This is a genomic window from Leuconostoc pseudomesenteroides KCTC 3652 (assembly GCF_014634745.1).
GTDB classification, from domain to species: domain Bacteria; phylum Bacillota; class Bacilli; order Lactobacillales; family Lactobacillaceae; genus Leuconostoc; species Leuconostoc pseudomesenteroides.
On the sequence record NZ_BMBP01000003.1, the window covers coordinates 118,970 to 136,589 of the forward strand.

16 protein-coding genes are annotated in these 17,620 nt (G+C 39.0%); 2 read left to right on the plus strand and 14 right to left on the minus strand.

The features are described from left to right. The first annotated feature begins 91 nt into the window (after nucleotides 1–91). Both IEU65_RS05115 and IEU65_RS05120 read left to right on the plus strand, forming a co-directional pair. On the plus strand, nucleotides 92–913 hold the full coding sequence (locus IEU65_RS05115; protein ID WP_010295962.1) for a serine hydrolase: 822 nt from the start codon (nucleotides 92–94) through the stop codon (nucleotides 911–913). A gap of 58 nt (nucleotides 914–971) precedes the next feature. Further along, complete coding sequence (locus IEU65_RS05120; protein ID WP_031941381.1) at nucleotides 972–1,655, plus strand: NAD(P)H-hydrate epimerase; 684 nt, start codon at nucleotides 972–974, stop codon at nucleotides 1,653–1,655. Nucleotides 1,656–1,694: 39 nt separating this feature from the next. Here the strand turns inward: IEU65_RS05120 and rlmH are convergent, their stop codons facing one another. The 14 genes from rlmH to IEU65_RS05190 all read right to left on the minus strand — a co-directional run bounded on the left by rlmH (nucleotide 1,695) and on the right by IEU65_RS05190 (nucleotide 17,456). Further along, nucleotides 1,695–2,174: a 23S rRNA (pseudouridine(1915)-N(3))-methyltransferase RlmH gene (rlmH, locus tag IEU65_RS05125; protein WP_010295966.1), complete on the minus strand. Its 480-nt coding sequence runs from the start codon at nucleotides 2,172–2,174 to the stop codon at nucleotides 1,695–1,697. Nucleotides 2,175–2,803: 629 nt separating this feature from the next. Next, the gene (locus IEU65_RS05130; protein ID WP_010295968.1) at nucleotides 2,804–3,937 is read right to left on the minus strand and encodes a S1C family serine protease; all 1,134 of its coding nucleotides are present in this window, start codon (nucleotides 3,935–3,937) and stop codon (nucleotides 2,804–2,806) included. A 63-nt stretch (nucleotides 3,938–4,000) separates the two neighbouring features. Further along, nucleotides 4,001–4,798, minus strand: coding sequence for a two-component system regulatory protein YycI (gene yycI, locus IEU65_RS05135; protein ID WP_139967595.1), 798 nt, complete (start codon nucleotides 4,796–4,798; stop codon nucleotides 4,001–4,003). 77 nt (nucleotides 4,799–4,875) lie between these two features. After that, a complete protein-coding gene (gene yycH / locus IEU65_RS05140) occupies nucleotides 4,876–6,174 on the minus strand; it encodes a two-component system activity regulator YycH (RefSeq protein WP_010295972.1) in 1,299 nt (432 codons plus the stop codon). After that, nucleotides 6,164–8,029, minus strand: a complete 1,866-nt coding sequence (walK, locus tag IEU65_RS05145; protein WP_010295976.1) for a cell wall metabolism sensor histidine kinase WalK — start codon at nucleotides 8,027–8,029, stop codon at nucleotides 6,164–6,166. Before walK ends, yycH begins: the two co-directional genes overlap by 11 nt. Before the next feature lie 64 nt (nucleotides 8,030–8,093). Beyond that, nucleotides 8,094–8,801: a response regulator YycF gene (gene yycF, locus IEU65_RS05150; protein ID WP_004911084.1), complete on the minus strand. Its 708-nt coding sequence runs from the start codon at nucleotides 8,799–8,801 to the stop codon at nucleotides 8,094–8,096. A gap of 231 nt (nucleotides 8,802–9,032) precedes the next feature. Further along, nucleotides 9,033–10,013, minus strand: a complete 981-nt coding sequence (locus tag IEU65_RS05155; RefSeq protein WP_010295979.1) for a ribose-phosphate diphosphokinase — start codon at nucleotides 10,011–10,013, stop codon at nucleotides 9,033–9,035. Between the two features lie 160 nt (nucleotides 10,014–10,173). Then, entirely contained in the window at nucleotides 10,174–10,674 is a 501-nt protein-coding gene (gene tpx, locus IEU65_RS05160) for a thiol peroxidase (RefSeq protein WP_010295983.1), read from the minus strand. A 44-nt stretch (nucleotides 10,675–10,718) separates the two neighbouring features. Beyond that, nucleotides 10,719–11,534 carry a Cof-type HAD-IIB family hydrolase gene (locus IEU65_RS05165; RefSeq protein ID WP_010295985.1) on the minus strand — a complete coding sequence of 272 codons (816 nt, stop codon included), beginning with the start codon at nucleotides 11,532–11,534 and terminating at the stop codon, nucleotides 10,719–10,721. A gap of 79 nt (nucleotides 11,535–11,613) precedes the next feature. Then, nucleotides 11,614–12,846 (minus strand): MFS transporter, encoded by a 1,233-nt coding sequence (locus IEU65_RS05170; RefSeq protein WP_147651153.1) that lies wholly within the window; start codon nucleotides 12,844–12,846, stop codon nucleotides 11,614–11,616. 63 nt (nucleotides 12,847–12,909) lie between these two features. Then, nucleotides 12,910–13,431 (minus strand): NUDIX hydrolase, encoded by a 522-nt coding sequence (locus tag IEU65_RS05175; protein ID WP_010295990.1) that lies wholly within the window; start codon nucleotides 13,429–13,431, stop codon nucleotides 12,910–12,912. After that, the gene (locus IEU65_RS05180; protein WP_010295993.1) at nucleotides 13,424–14,080 is read right to left on the minus strand and encodes an HAD family hydrolase; all 657 of its coding nucleotides are present in this window, start codon (nucleotides 14,078–14,080) and stop codon (nucleotides 13,424–13,426) included. The genes IEU65_RS05175 and IEU65_RS05180 overlap by 8 nt, the downstream gene beginning before the upstream one ends. Further along, nucleotides 14,077–14,886 (minus strand): histidinol-phosphatase HisJ, encoded by an 810-nt coding sequence (hisJ, locus tag IEU65_RS05185; RefSeq protein ID WP_010295995.1) that lies wholly within the window; start codon nucleotides 14,884–14,886, stop codon nucleotides 14,077–14,079. The genes IEU65_RS05180 and hisJ overlap by 4 nt, the downstream gene beginning before the upstream one ends. A 116-nt stretch (nucleotides 14,887–15,002) precedes the next feature. Further along, complete coding sequence (locus IEU65_RS05190; protein WP_147651151.1) at nucleotides 15,003–17,456, minus strand: phosphoketolase family protein; 2,454 nt, start codon at nucleotides 17,454–17,456, stop codon at nucleotides 15,003–15,005. Nucleotides 17,457–17,620 lie beyond the last annotated feature (164 nt).

The window sequence follows — 17,620 nt, forward strand, 5'->3', positions numbered from 1 at the left end:
TTTTCTTATTTGTCAAATAGCCAATTTAAATTCCGTTTAATATTTTTGAATTATGATATAGTTAAAATAGTGCGATATTAAGGATTATTTTATGCGTAAAATACTGATTATCTTTTTAGCCAGTTCTTTCATAGTAACGCCAGCAAGCGCAAGTACCATTCAAAATCCAACCATTAGTTGGAAAAAAGTCATCAAGAAAACTGACAGCGATGTAACTGTTATTGCTAGTATTCGTGATTTATCAACTGGTAAGACTTATACCTATCGCAATAGCAAAACTAAAAAAATCATGATGGCGTCAACCATTAAGGTTTCCATTTTGGAAGCACTCATGATTCAAAAACAAAATGCTGGCGAAACCTTAACTGCTGATGAAAAAGAAAATGCAACACAAATGATTACTAATTCTGACAATGATGCTGCTACGGCATTATGGACAGAAATTGGTGGTGATGATGGTCTAAATAATTTTTGGCACAGCATTGATGTTAAAATCACACAGGCCACTTATTTCGGTGAAACAATGGCCACTGCTAGCCAACAAAATAAAATACTTGATCAACTGTATAACAAAAATTCATTATTAAATACAACCTCAAAAGCCTATATCTTGTCCTTGATGAGTAATATTTCAGATACACAAGACTGGGGTGTTAGTACCGGCGCTAAAGATGTCGCTTTAAAAAATGGTTGGATGACAGATTACAATGCCGATAACGGCACTTGGATTGTCAACTCTAGCGGTAGTATTGATGACAAATATATTTTAACAATTTATACAACAGGCAACAGTGATTACCAAACTGGGGTTACCTTAGTCAATAATTTAAGCAAAGCTGCAAACAAACAACAAAATAAAAAAATGACAACACCTGCTAGTATTTGGGAAAAAATAAAGGCTTTACTCGTTTGATTAGCCGCTCAATTCCTCGTATAATAGATTTAACGACTATGAAGAAATGATGGAAATTATGACACAACTTGTAACTGCAAACGAAATGCAACAAATTGATCAATATACGATTGATGTCATTGGCATGCCACAAGATGTTTTAATTGAACGTGCTGCTATGGCGGTAGTTGATGTCGTTGGTGCTGGCCACTTTGATCTCAATCATGTTCTGGTATTGGCTGGGCTAGGCAATAATGGCGCTGACGGCGTTGCCATTGCGCGACTACTCTATGCACAGGGCATTAACGTTTCGCTACAATTTGTAGGCAACGTTAATCGGGCCAAAGATAGTGTCAAACGACAACTGTCTATTATTGAGGCCTACGGTGTTGTTCGCTCTGAAAAAAGTGACTTCAACGAAGCAACGCTGATTATTGATGCTATTTTTGGCGTCGGCCTTAATAATGATTTACCAGAAGGTCTGCAAAAAATGATTAAAGCAGCCAATCATATTGAAAAACCGGTTATTGCTGTCGACGTTCCCACGGGGGTCGACGCAACTACTGGCGAGGTCAGAGGAGCAGCATTAAAAGCCCATACAACAGTTACCTTTGGTTTTAAAAAAGTCGGCCTAACAAAACGCGTAGGTGGCTACCTGTCTGGTGATACTATCGTGAAAGATGTTGGTATGCTTGTACCTGATGATTTTGAGTTTAGTCTGCCAATAATGCAAGCCACAGTAACCGAGAACGCAACTATTTAAGTATTACACAAAAAGCCACCTAGTAGGTGGCTTTTTTTGCTATTTATGATAGGGAGACCCTTGTTGAATCATAAAAGCACGGTATACTTGTTCAACCAAAACTAAACGCATTAACTGATGTGGCAAGGTTAACAGCCCAAAACTAATCTTAAAATTAGCGCGATGCTTCACCTCCGGTGACAACCCCAATGAACCACCAATTATAAACGTTACATCTGAGTAACCATCCACCGTAATTTGATTCATTTTTTCAGCAAAAACCTCTGAAGGTAACTGCTTACCTTCAATGGCTAAAACGATAACATAATCACGTTCACCAATTTTTTCCTGAATACGTTGCCCCTCTTTAGCCATAATCTGCGTATTCTCTGCTTCACTAGCCTTTTCTGGTGTCTTTTCATCAGGCACCTCGATTAAATGAACTTTAGCAAACCGAGATAACCGTTTGGTATATTCTGCAATGCCATCTTTTAAATATTGCTCTTTTAATTTGCCTACTGTGATAATTTTAATATTCACTGTCTATTACTTATTTAACCTTTCTTAATTATTTTTAGATTATTGTAATTACAATTCTGATCGAGTTATCCACACGAACAAATTTTATTTGTTTTTTATAAAATGCCTATATATCAAGCTTTGTTCTGTTCGCTTGTAATAATTATCCACAGTTTTTAACTTTTTTTGCTAATAAGTGGATAACTTTATAAACGCATTTTGTATTAAATTAACTGAATTTCTGTCTTTAAAGCACCACTTTTCCACAGTTATTCACAACGTTATCCACAGATGTGGATAAGCACATTTGTTCGCTAAACATTACTTCAATATTCATCTCAAATGTTCGTTAATTTAAAAATTAAAACTCCTTATCAAGGATAAAAAAAATAAATTGACATTTACACGAACATTACAATATTTACTCATTATTCGTGTGGATAAGTCTGTTTTTGATTACCTAATCACCAATAATTTACTCTTTTTTAAAGAACAGGCTTTCTTATCCACTATTATACTGGATTTTTCCACATTTTTCAGGAGTTTTCCCCCAAGTTATTAACATTTACACACGGTTTTCAACATTTTCTGAAAACACACGTTGTCGTCTCGCTGTCAACTAAAAGTAAAGAAAAAGCTAACGATAACCGTTAGCTTGCTAATTTTTGAGTTAATTTAACTTTAACTGTTTTCTTATTACTGTGGTGGTAATATGTCAGTGTAACCGTATCACCTAATTTATGTTTATACAGCTCTTCACGTAGGTCAGCTTGTGTTGTCACTTTCTTGCCATCAATACCCACAATTACATCATACTTCTTCAACCCAGCAGTATCAGCCGGTCCTTTTTTCGTCAAACTCATAACAACCACACCACCAGTGACACTATCAGGAATTTTGAGTGTAGACTTTTGATCGTCAGCAGTCACTTCTGACAAATTAACTAAACCAATGCCAATGGCCGGCCGCGTAATCTTCCCATCCTTAACCAACTTATTGACAACGTCTACCACTTGATCTGAGGGAATAGCAAATCCCATTCCCTCAACACTTGTACCTGATGACGAAGTAGATAACTTCATTGAATTAATTCCAATAACTTGACCAGCAAAATTAATTAAAGGCCCACCGGAATTGCCCGGATTAATCGCGGCATCTGTTTGAATAACAGTTGAACCACCATAATTTTGACCATTTTCAGAAGTGGCTTCGACTAATCGTTTTTTAGCTGAAATTATGCCTTGCGTAACCGAAGAGGCATATTCTGATCCTAGAGGAGAGCCAATCGCTAACACATTTTCTCCAACCGCTATTTTACTAGAATCACCAAACTCAGCAGTTGTTGTCACATTGTCACTCGCAATCTTTAGAACCGCTAAGTCAGTCATAGCATCTTTACCAACCAAGGTAGCATCCACTTTTTTACCATTGTGGAGCATTACTTGAATTTTAGCTGCACCATCAATGACATGATTATTTGTTACAATAAACGCTGATTGATCTGCTTTTTTGTAAATGACACCAGAACCTTCAGATGATTCTTCATAATTTTGTCCCGATTTACTAAAATTCAATACAGACACAACCGCATCTGAAACTTTATTATACGCTGTTGTGGCAGTGGCATTTTTCGCAATTGACGACGTTTTGGTTGCCGTTGTACGCACTGTCGTTTGTGTGGTACTCTGTTCGATTCCTTTTTGTGCGTATAAAATAACGCCTCCGCCAACTAGCCCTGCAATGACGCCAGTTAACACTGTTTTTGTTAATGTTGATTGTGCCATATATTACACCTCTTCATGTCGTTATGTTTTACTTTATCAAGTTGAAATTAACCTAAAATTAAATTATTCGGACAAATTATCGCCAGTAAAGGCGTTGATTTTTAACGCATCTCTCTCACCATCACTATGAGTCACCACAAACAACCAAACTGGTGTATAGATATCATAACCATTTACTTTCAAAGCGGAGTCATAGGATAACATACCTTTTGATAATTTATCACCAGAATTTAATTCATTAAATCGATACAAACTAACAATTGCATCTTCTTCACTCAACGTAACACGCTCATCTCTTAATTCGGTGACATTTGATATTTTCGTTTGTGTAAATCCAGTAGCTTTACCATCCTTGTCATAGTTCACAACAAACAACCCTTGCTGTGAAACAACCGGTAACTTATCAATTTCCTGTGAATAAATACCCTGTTTGGCACCCTGTTCGTAAGACAAAATTTTATTATATTGATAGCCAGCACTATATGCTAGCGCCGTAGGATCAATCTGACTACCAATATATTTACTTGTCTCATTTTTGCTGCCACTGTTTTTGATACTTTGTGGCGTGTTGAAGTTGACTGACAGCTTCTGATTTTTGATATTAGCCTCATAACCAGTTACTTTGCCCGACAATGAGATCAATTTGTTGGATTGTTTACCAGCTAAATAATTTGCATAGGGTATCTTGGTGCTAAACTTGGATAACTGGATGTTCTGATGCTTCATTTCAGCAATAATGCTGGTGTTTGCATCGGTCACTTGGACATTATCTGGACGATTACTTCGCCACCACACAAAAAGAAAGGTATCTAAAGAAATAAACAAAATAATCATCAAAATTTTCAATCTTTTAAATTGCATTTTTTAAATTGCCACTGATACTAAGTATCAATCACAGCCTTCCTTTCTTAAATGTAGTGATGCTCTGATTCAACCGCCTATTGATTAGCGCGACTCTTTAAATAATCATCCACACTCTGCCAGCCACTTGACGTTTCAATCATCCAAGTTGGGCGCATATTAACCGCCGCACGACTATCCTTGTTCACCATCCACTCGTAGCCAGGTGTTACAAAATAATAGTCGGTCTCTTTGACACCAGCCTGTCGTAACCGGCTAAGAATATCTGATGTCTTGGGTAGCGTCACCTCTTTTTGATTATTTGGCACTGGCACACCCAATTCGTTTAACGAGTATGTGCTAATCAAGTTACCATGATTGTCTAAGGTCATGTGGATTGCGCCACTTTCAGATTGATAATATACCGGCATCCCCTCAACAAAGGTCCGATAAGTAACGTTTTTGCCGTCATTACGGCTTTCATAAAAACGTGTGTCTGTTAAGTTAAGCTGCAACAAATTAATCTGAGAAAAACCAATGTTTAATCTAGCAGCATAAGTTTTATCTAATTTACCATCAGCCTTGTTGTCTTTAAACGTAACCGTATCAAGATCTGGATCATAAGTTACTTGCTGGTCGCTAAACTTATTCGTATAAATAACTTTATTGCCATCTGTTGTTGTTGTTAATTGGTTCGTTGTGCCTAATAGTGTTGACACATACGTCGTTGGATCACGATGATTCACCAAATAAGAATAAACAGGTAATTTGATATTTTTTGGAAAATTTAGTCGCACACGATGGTTTAAAGATTTAAAATTAACGGTCAGTGATTTAGGCAACTTTTCGGCTACTTCCCACATCTTGGTCGTATTAATTTTACTCAAGCTCACCGTGACCATCGTCTTGGTTTGGGTATTTATAAAGTAAGCCAGATTAGATTTATCAAGCGGTAATACAAAGTAATCAAAATTAAAGCCCTTAATCGCCGCGATATTTTGATTATATCGTGCATTGAAGTAGTCAATAGGTACCACATCCGGATAGCGATATACGGCAGATTGCTTTTTGCTTATGGCAGCAATAATTGTCGCATTTGAAACCTTTTTCTGATGAGGATTTTTAATATCGGCAGATGTCAAATAACCACGCATTGTTTTGATTTGCTGGTTATCAGCGTGCATCACCATATTTTGAGTGCCATATTTGTCATTGATAATATAGTTTGTAGGTCTAAACGCCGTCACAGACTGTTGATCCTGCTGATTAGAAGAACTCACATTTTGTTGTTGTCCAATGGACATAAAAACAAATGCTGTCAACACGATCGAAATTAAAATAGTTATTGTCAGTATGACATTCAGCGTGATTCCTTGCACAGATCGATTATTCCGCATCCCAATCGTCCTCCGGCACTTCATCCACATAGGCTAGAGAAATATAGAACGTCGAGCCTTTGTTTTCAACAGAATCAACCCAAATTCGACCATTGAATTTTTCAACAACTTCCTTAGAAATTGCCAGTCCTAAGCCAGTTCCTCCTTGAGCACGCGAACGAGATTTGTCCACTCGGAAGAACCTGTTAAAAATGTTGTCCAAATCCTTGCGCGGAATACCCAATCCTTGATCTGAAATACTCAAAATAGCACGTGTTTTAGTCTTTATTAAACGTGCTGTGATTGTGCCACCATCTGGCGAGTATTTCACAGCATTATTCATGATATTGTCTAGTACTTGCGTAAACTTATCTGGATCCACTTCAACCCAAACATCTTCTTTCGTAAATTCACGTAAAATATTGTATCGCTTTGACGGTGATTCATCATTTTTAGCATCGTTTTCCAAGATCATATCAAAACGATTCAGCACAAAGTTAAACAAGCTATTTAAATTAATGACTTCTAATTTAACATCCATCGTGCCCTGATCAAGTCTTGATAATTCAAGCAAATCATTAATCATACGAATCATACGTTGCGTTTCATCTTGCACAACACCCAAAAAATTCTGCGCCATGTCAGGATCATTAATTGCCCCTTCAGCAAGTGCGTCCACATACGAACGAACAGAGGTTAACGGTGTTCGTAATTCGTGAGACACGTTAGAGACAAACATTCGCCGTTCAGAATCGATACGTTGTTGTTCAGTAATGTTATGTAAAACCACCACTAGTCCAGAAATGAAACCAGATTGGCGCTTAATCAATGATACATAGGCTTGTACCAATAAATCTTTACTATCGTCAGATAAATCAACCCGAAAATCATCTAGGTTTTCAAGCATTTCACGTAATGTGCGCTTATTTTTCAGATGTAGTAAATCAATAACATTTTTGCCTAAAGCTTCTTCACGATCAACACCAACAAAATCAGCTGCAGCTTGGTTAATAATGGTCACTTCGCCTCGTCGATTAGCTGCTAAAACACCATCAGCCATGTGTGTCAAAACCGAATCCAAACGGTTGCGTTCCGCGTTCACCGTTTCCGTCGATTCTTCAATACGCATTGAAAGTTCATTCACTGACATCGCTAATTGACTCAATTCATCAGAACCATAAATGTGGTTGACCATTGAATAGTCACCGTCAGCAATTTTGGTTGTCTGTTCATTAATTTGCTCAATTGGTCGTGTTAGCGTTCGCGCCAAAAAGAGAGCTAACGCAATACTAGCAATCAGCGCAACTAACCCGGCAATAATAAACAACTTCATAACGTTGTTTATGTTTTTATAGACTGGTGAAAGACTTGCTTTCACCACAATCACACCGGGTATATCCTTGAGCCGACCATTAGTCGCACCAAGCGGTGTCGTCATCAACTCTTTACGATCACCACCTTCATTAATGGTACGCGTTTGCAAATAGGATTGATCACCAGCCAATGCTTTTTGAGCGTTAATATCAGTCGTTTTTTGTCCAATCGTTTGTTGCCCAGAGACAGAAATTGTGCCCCGGATAGTTCCAGTTTTGTCAATAACTTGCGCTTCTTGTATGTTTGTATTGTTTAGTCCTGACAAAACATCCTGAATTTGATGGTTACCAGTATCTGTATCTTTGTCGCGGAGCGCTGTTGTGATTTGATCCGTCAAATATTTTGGGAGGGTAATTTGCTGCTGAAAAGTCGCCAAATTTTGCTGTTCCATTTGCCGTACGAAAAACGCACCCAGTAATTCGAGTGCGATAATCATTAGCAACACGAATACGAGTGCAATACGAAAGCGAATAGATTGAAAAAATTTAGTCATTGCTGTCATGTCAGTTATGCTCAGCTGAGAGCTGCGATCTCCCTAATTATGTATGCGGTCTAGCCGCTTATTCTTACTCTTCTGATGGGCGCAAATAATAGCCAACACCACGTCGAGTGGCTAGCCAATTAGGATGGCTGGGATTATCTTCGATTTTTTCACGCAAGCGACGCACGGTAACATCAACTGTGCGAACATCCCCAAAATAGTCATAGCCCCACACTTGTTGTAGCAAATGTTCACGCGTCATAACTTGACCAATATGTTGTGCCAAATAGTAAAGCAATTCAAATTCACGGTGAGTCAATTCAATATCAGCGCCGTTTTTAGAAACCATATAGGCTTGCGGATGAATAGTCAAATCCCCCAAGTGAATGTCTTCCGTACTATTAAATGATTCTTCTGTACTTTGAGCAACTGATTTACGACTACGTAAATTAGCTTTCACACGTGCTACAAGTTCACGGTTAGAAAAAGGTTTAGTCACATAATCGTCAGCGCCCATTTCAAGTCCTAGGACTTTGTCAATTTCACTATCTTTAGCCGTTACCATGATGACTGGAATGTCTGATTTTGATCGAATTTGGCGCAATACCTCGATGCCATCGACTTCTGGTAACATTTGATCAAGCAAAACAAGATCAGGATTTTCATCGTTATACATGTCCAACGCTTCACGTCCGTCAGCCGCTGTCACAACATCGTAGCCTTCTTTTGTTAAATTAAATTTGATAATATCTGAAATTGGCTTTTCATCGTCTACAACTAAAACTTTACTCATGCAGAACTCCTATCATAATAAGTGTATTCTAAGTACATTATAACATTTTCAACAGCTAAATGTGTTTATCGTTGATATGTCCTACATTATAAACAAGCTTGTCATTACTATAAAGCAATCATGATAACCTTAAATGCCCACATTTGGTCCAAATAGTAACACTATTATCGCAAATTCACGCTGATAAAAAAAACCAATCACATCAAATGATTGGTAAACTTGAGACAGAACTTAATGGCTTCTGCGATGGAAACGTGTTTTGAAAAGAGAACTGATTGCTTCATTGTTACTAATACGACGAATCGCTTCGCCGATTAATTCACCAACGGAAACAATTTCTAGTTTTTCAAACTTCTTTTCTTCCGGTAAATTAATTGAGTCTGTCAAAATAACCTTTGTGAATACTGAATTTTGTAGGCGTTCCACTGCTGGACCTGAAAATACAGCATGCGATGCCACAACATACACTTCTTTAGCACCATGCGCCATAATTAGCTGTGCACCCTGTGTAATGGTTCCTGCGGTATCAATCATGTCATCAATCATGATTGCCGTTTTTCCTGCGACATCACCAACAATGCTGCCAATTTCAGCAACATTTGGCTTTGGGCGGCGTTTATCAATTACTGCCACCGGTGATTCTAATCCCAGCATGTTATTAAGGTTACGCGCACGCGTCATACCACCATGATCTGGTGACACAACCACCGCATTTTGCTTGTTGGCTATTCCTGATTCAATCAAATAATCGGCTAATAGCGGTGCCCCTTGCAAATGATCCATTGGAATATCAAAAAATCCTTGAATTTGGGCAGCATGTAAGTCAAGTGCCAGCACACGCGTTGCGCCAGCACGTTCCAGCATATTAGCGACAAGCTTGGCAGTAATCGGTTCGCGAGAACGTGCTTTACGGTCTTGACGGGCATAACCATAGTAAGGTAATACAACATTAATTTGATTAGCGCTGGCTCGACGCAAAGCATCGATCATAATCAACAACTCCATCAAATTATCATTGACAGGCGCAGAAGTGGACTGAATCACGAATACATTATCACCACGAATACTTTCTTCAATGTTAATTTGTACTTCACCGTCAGCAAAGCGTTTAACAGAAATTTCACTCAACGGCACGCCTACTGAATCGGCGATTTTTTGAGCAAGTGGCTCATTTGAACTCAACGAAAAAAGTTTCAATTTAGGTTCCGGCATGTCTAACTCCAAATTTTTATAGGTAAAATATCACTACTACACCCATTCTATCAAAAAAAACGTCTTAAATACATAGCTAACCGAATTTTAAAATCAGTTGATTACCCCACAATAAAACGACCACAGGTGAAACTGTAATCGTTCATTCAAATGACTATCTTTATGCTTCTAAAGCTTTTGATAGGGCTTTCAAAGCGTCATCATAGTCTGGCTCTTCAGATATTTCTGGTACGATTTGTGCATAAATCACAGTCCCTGTTGCATCCAAAATATAAACAGAACGTGTATCAAAGCCAGTGTCCGGTACATATAATTTTGTTGCATAGCCAAATGATTCTTGTTCATCCGACAACATTCTCAAATTATGCACGCCTTCCGCAGCACACCAATCGCGTTGTTCTGAAACTGTGTTTGTTGATACAGTGATGAAATTAACACCATCGAATTGATCAACAGTTTGATTAAAATGGCGTGTTTGCAATGAACATGTATCAGTATTCAGGTCTGGTACAACAGAAATAAGTGTGACTTTACCTAGTAAGTCAGCTGTTTTAACCTTTTCACCTGATTGGTCTAACAACTTGAAGTGTGGCATTGCCTCACCAACTTTTGTTGGTTCCCCTTCTAATTCAACTTCTTTTCCACTTAATGTAACTTTCATCTTCTGCCTCCTTGGCTTATATCAGTAATCATTTTTAGATGGCACTATTTTAGAACATACTTCTCAAGTGCTCTTGCAACGCCGGATTCATTATTGGACACTGTCTCAACATCAGCAATGTCTTTAATCTTTTTAATGGCGTTACCCATCGCAACGCCCAGACCAGCAACTTCGATCATTGAAAAATCATTTTCTTGATCGCCGATTGCCATTGTATCTTTAATATCAATATTAAGAGACTGTGCAAGTGCGGCTAAGGCATTTCCTTTTGAAGCTTTCTGATTGATAAATTCCAAATTATTTGCCGTTGATCGAATGACGGAAACTGCTTCAGTAATCGCTGTTGGAATTAATGCCTGAACACGGTCTAATGCATCAGCCTCATCGTTAGCAATGCCTTTAATGATTTCAACTTCTGCCAAATCCTTAACATCATCAACGACATGGAGTGGTAATTTGACTAAAGCATTTTCAAAGCTTGCCCAACGGTGAACCAAATGGTTGGTCGTATAAGCAGCATTTTGACTTTCTGCCTGAATATAGGTAGTTTGTTCGCGCATGAAATCATTAATTTGCTGATATTCTGATAAACGCAGTGCCGCCTGAAAGAGAATACGAGAACCATCAGCAGTTTGCATTAAACCACCATTGTGTGTAATGACAAATTGCTCACTGCCAGCAATCTCTAGTTGATCTAAAATATCTTGCACACCTGGTAGGGGACGTCCCGTTGTAATCACGATTTTAACGCCTTGTGCCATGGCTGCTTGAATAGCTGACTTCACGTCAGGGGTAATTTGTCGATCATCGTTTAATAGCGTGCCATCAATATCAATGGACACAATTTTTATTTCTGACATGTCTGAGCTCCAATTTTATTGTAACTACATTATAGCAAAAAGTAATCGCTTTCAAAACATTGATTGTTATTTTTATCAATTAAACGGTTCTTTTCTCACGCAACATCACAACAGATAAATACGTAAACCAAATGCTGATGCCAGTAGCAATCAGTAAAATCATTGCGGCGCCAATATTGCCGATAAACGCAGAAACACTAACGATAGCAGACGAAATAATAAAACCAACTGGTCGCATTGCAGCACTGAAGCCACTATAAGTGCCAATTTTTTGCTGGTTCATCATTTCCGCACGCAACGATTGCTGTGCCGGTGTCACAATCATTTCCCCTAGTGTCAGAAAAATTGCCACCAAAAATAGTGGCCAAAAATCATTCAATAGAAATGATAGTGCAAAACCTGCGCCTTGCATCGCAGTCCCTACGGCAGTTGCTTTCATGTTTGACCACTTCTGAAAGAGTTTGGTCATGGTTCCCATCAATAACACAATCATCAAGGTATTGGTTACAGTAATTACAGAAAGCATGCGTTGACCAAAAATTGTTACCCCAAATAGCGTTGTATTGTGGAAACTCTGTCCTAAGTGCGCCGCTAAATAATAATCTGGTGACGAAAAAATGACCGTCGCTCCAACAGCAGCAATCATAAACTTAAGATAACGTTTATCAGCAAAAACTTCTCGATAACTTTTAACTACTGACCAGACTGATTGACCATGCACGGTTCGCTTTGAAGCAGGAAATGTTTCAGTAATCCATATGACAACAATGACCAAACTCAATAGCGCCCCTAATGCTGTGCCCAGAAGCAGCTCGAATCGGGCTGTTTTGAAAAACCAGCCGCCCAAAGCCGCTCCAATCATGACCGCCAAATTAATGACCCAATAAATCATGGCATAGATGAATTTACGATTTTGTAATGTTGATACATCAATCATCATTGCTTCTTCGGCAGGTGAGGCAAAGCTAATACCCAAAGTCGCCATTAAAAAACCAAAAAACGTTAAATATGGATTAATATATAATGGTGAATTCATGGCAGCTGCTAGAATATAGCCAACCGTCATAACCGCAATGCCACCAATCATCACTCGTTTTCTGCCCCAAGTATCAGCCAAATGACCACCATATAGACCAGCTATAAAGCCTGCCACTTGGACTGCCACTAATAATATCCCAGTTACAAACGGACCGAAATAATCTACATAATATATTGTCATATTTGGGCCCACTGAAGAACCAATTGCAATTGTGATAAACATCATCACGATTCGCAATTGAATATTGCGATCTAACTTAAAAAAATCAGACATAGTTTCTCCCTCGAGCCTGTGAGTTATCACCAGACAATTTATAATTAAAATAATAAAAACAAATTATATCATATTAAGGGCTATGCGCTGTGCTTTTATTAGAATATCGTCGTCTAAATAATCAGGGTCACTGCTTATCCTTTGTGCGGCAGGAATTGATAGCCAAGTCACTTGCTCAACTTCAGAAGTCTGAATCTTCAAGCTGTCCAATGGCTGATTAATTCGGGTAACATACAAGTCATCGAACCAATCTTTTTCCCAACTAGTTCGGATTCTTTCAAAGTGAGTTGCTTGTGCGCCTAATTCTTCGACGACCTCTCGTTGAATACCCTCTAATGATGTTTCTCCTTGCAGAACTGACCCACCGGTCGCCAAAACCCAGCCACCTGGTAATGCCATTTTTTTAAACGATCGCTGCTGAACTAGTAACTCTCCGTCTTGATTAAAAACAAGCGCATTAGCAACCATATGATATTCTCCTTGCGCTAGCGGTTCCCCTCGTCGATGTGTTCGCCCAGTTAATTGTCGTTGGCGGGTATAAACGTCCCACAACTCACCCAATTTATCGGCACGTTGATCACTCATTGATAATTATCTCCGTTAATTGTTTTGCGTCACTAATCAGATAATTAGGTCGAGATTTTTCTAAAATCGCCTGGTCATGTGATCCCCACGTAACTGCAATTGTATCAATTCCAGCCGCATTACCAGCGTCAATATCAAAAGTTGCATCACCTATCATCACAGCTTGCCTGTAATCAATATTGTGCTCCCTCATAGCTTGTAATAAACCACCCGGTAGTGGCTTAAATGCAACGACACGATCCGAACCATAAATGTCGCTAAAATATTGGTTAATGTCCAGAATCGCTAGATTACGTTGCGCTACGGCAGACTTTTTGCTGGTCATAATAAACAACTCAACACCAGCAGTTTGGAGTTGTGCTAATGCCGATGCAATTCCTGGAAATGCTGTTATAGTGTCTTCAGATTCGCCATTTTGATAGGCAGCACGAAAATACGTATATAATATCTGCAATTCTGACGAATTTAAATCTTTTGCACCTAATTTTGAAAATGATGTTTCAATTGGAACGCCTTGATAATGGACAATATCTTGCGCGTCGGGTACAGGTAAATTAGCTTGTTTAAAGGCCTGTTGTGTTGCCAATACAGATAATTTTTCGGTATTTGCTAAAGTACCGTCAAAGTCAAAGAATGCTGCTTTTTTCATTTGATAACCTCTTCTATTTCATTGAAAAACTGACCCACCTCACTGACACTGTGGGCATGAGAACTATAAATCACTTCAATCCCCATATCAAAAGCTGAAGCAGCTACTTCCAGCGCTGGATAAGTATCTCCATAACCCACATCATTGAAGCCAGCAGCATTAATTTCCAACTGGTAGCCACGCGTCATCATCATTTGAAATATATCACCTATCTGCTTGTAAATATTGTCATCAAAATCAGGCAGATTCAATGTCTTTTGGAAACGCTTAATAATCCCAAAATCACCAATTCGAATGGGTTTGTTGACACCAAGGATTGCTTCAATACTCTGAGCCATCAATGCAAAATAACGTTGATAGAACTCTTGAGGTGTTGTTAGCGTTGTTGCAAAATATTTTTTAATGATATCAATATCATCAATACGCCGTAATATACCCATATCATCTGGTATAAAATGCACTGACAAAATTACCTCATCAACCCAATCTATTTGCGAACGCAAGAACTGACGCATCTGGTTTTCATAAGGCGAAAAATAATTGATCTCAAAAGCACGTTTAATAACGATTTGGTTCTGATACTGATCAACTACTCGATCCACTTCTAATTTGTAAGTTGACAAATCATCTGACGTGAGACCTGGATGTGGTTGGATTACATTTGCTTCATCTGGTAAAGGCGCCATTTCAGCGATGGTATATTCTTTAAATCCGAGTGAAATTGCACGTTCGATTAAATCGTCTAAGCTATCTTGGCTTTCATAATCTAAATTAGGAACGTGTGTCAAGCCGTCTTTTTTTAACATGATTTTTCACCTTAATTTTACTCAATACAACCATTCTACATATTTACAAACAAAAAAGCGAACCAGAATTAACTGATTCGCTTATTCTTTCACCAATGGCAAAGTCGCACTTTGTCTTACTTAAGTGCTGACCACTTCCAGTCAGTGAATTCTGCAATATCGCGTCCTTCATTACGAGTGACTTCGAAGTGCTTTGCCAATGTGTCATCCATCTTAGCGATAAATGTATCAGCGGCTGCTTGATCAATCTTACCATTTGCTGACAAGATTTCTGCTGCTTCCTTAGCTTGGTGGAAACGATCCAAGTGTGAGTACACACGCATGTCGTATGTCGTTGTGATGTCACCATCTTCACGATAACCATGAACGTATACATCACCTTCAAACTTACGTTCGAAGAAGAATGATTCAATCAAATCTTCATACGCGTGGAAGCCAAAGATAACTGGTGTTTCTGGTTGGAAGAACTTGTTAAATTCTTCGTCTGACAACTCACGTTCGTCGTTCATGTTAGGTTCTGACTTCTTCTGCAAACGTAGCAATTCAACAACGTTGACATAGCGGAACTTAACTTCTGGGAACGCTTGGTTGATTAACCACAAAGCGGCCAAAGTTTCGATTGTTGGTTCTGTACCAGCAGATGCAAATGTAATATCAACATCACCTGATGGAGCAGTAGATGCCCAATCAATAATCTTCAAACCTTCGTTAGCCAATACATCAGCTTCGTCAGCTGTAAACCATTGTTGACGTGGTTGCTTTGAAGCAATCAACAAGTTAACCTTATGACGTTCTGAGAAGGCACGTGCTTGAACAGCCAACAATGTGTTACCATCGGCTGGCAAGTATTCACGAATGAAGTTTGACTTCTTTTCAGCCAAGTGAGTCAATAGACCTGGATCTTGGTGAGTGTAACCATTGTGATCTTGTTGGAACGCAGTTGACGTTGCAATCAAGTTCAATGATGGGTAATCATTACGCCATGCTTGTTCTGAAGCGTGACGCAACCACTTGAAGTGTTGTGTAATCATTGTGTCGACAACACGTAAGAATGACTCGTATGAAGCAAAGATACCAACACGGCCAGTCAATGTGTAGCCTTCCAACCAACCTTCTGCTTGGTGTTCTGACAATTGCGCATCTAAGATACGTCCTTCAGGACCTTCATATTGATCATTTGGTTCTTTAACTTCTTCCATCCATTGACGGTTAGTTGTGTTAAAGAGGCTCCACAAACGGTTTGACATTGTTTCGTCAGGACCAAAGACACGGAATGATGTTGGGTTCAACTTCATAACTTCTTCCAAATAGTTTGAAAGTGTTGTCATGTCCATGTTTTGTGTTTGCTTTGGCAATTCTGTACCACGATTATCATCTGTGATATCGTTGGTAAATTGACGCCAATCAGGCAAAGTCAAGTCTTGCGCCTTTTCGCCACGACGACGACCGCCGTTGGCAATTGGGTTAGCTGACATACGCTTGTCACCCTTAGGTGCAATTGCTTTCAATTCATCTTTCAATGAACCGTCTGCGTTGAACAATTCTTCTGGCTTGTATGAGTTCATCCACTCTTCGAATTGTGTCAAAGTTTCAAGCTTGTTTTGTGCCAAAGGCAATGGCACTTGGTGAGCTCGGAATGAGTTTTCGATTGGATCACCATTCTCATCATGTGTTGGACCACCCCAACCCTTTGGCAAACGAGCAATGATAACTGGCCATGCAGGAATTGTACCGTCTTGGTACTTGCCATTTTCACGCGCATCCTTTTGGATAGCTTGGATATCTTCAATTGCTTGATCCAAGACCTTGGCTGCTAATTCGTGATAAGCAGTGTAGTCATGAATGTCATCGTTTTCGATAAAGCGTGGTGAATAACCCAAACCTTCAAAAAACTTTGTGATTTCTTCATCAGACATACGTGAGAAAATTGTTGGGTTAGAAATCTTAAAGCCGTTCAAATCCAAAATAGGCAATACAGCACCATCGTTCTTGGCGTTCAAAAACTTTGTTGAGTGCCATGATGTCATTGATGGACCTGTTTCAGCTTCACCATCACCAACAACTGCAAAAGCAATTTGGTCTGGGTTGTCCAAAACAGCACCAAAGGCGTGTGATAATGAATAACCTAATTCACCACCTTCATGCAATGAACCTGGTGTTTGAGCTGTCATGTGCGATCCGATTCCACCTGGGAATGAGAAGCGCTTGAACAAACGGCTCATACCTGCCAAATCTTGTGTGATTTCTGGGTAATCTTCTGTATATTCGCCATCCAAATAAGCGTTTGTGACCATAACTTGACCACCGTGACCTGGACCACCGATATAGAACATGTTCAAATCATACTTGTTGATCAAGCGGTTTGCATGGGCATACAAGAATGTTTGACCTGAAATAGTTCCCCAGTGACCGATTGGCTTTACTTTAACGTCTTCGGCTTGGATTGGTGTGTTTGTTACTGAGAACAATGGGTTGCTCTTCAAGAAGATCATCCCTGCTGACAAGTAGTTGGTTGCACGCCACCACTTATCAACGAGTTCTAAGTACTCTTTTGAATCGAAATCTGCCATGAGATTAAGTACTCCTTATTTTTTGAGAGAATCGTAAACCACGAATCTACTTCCGCTATTTACTCTTACAGTATAACTGATTTTAGTAGTGAGTTCAAGAAGAAAGATTAGATTGGTTCAGGTCTATTGTTATTTTGGTTGGCGCACATACATTTTTGGTACGG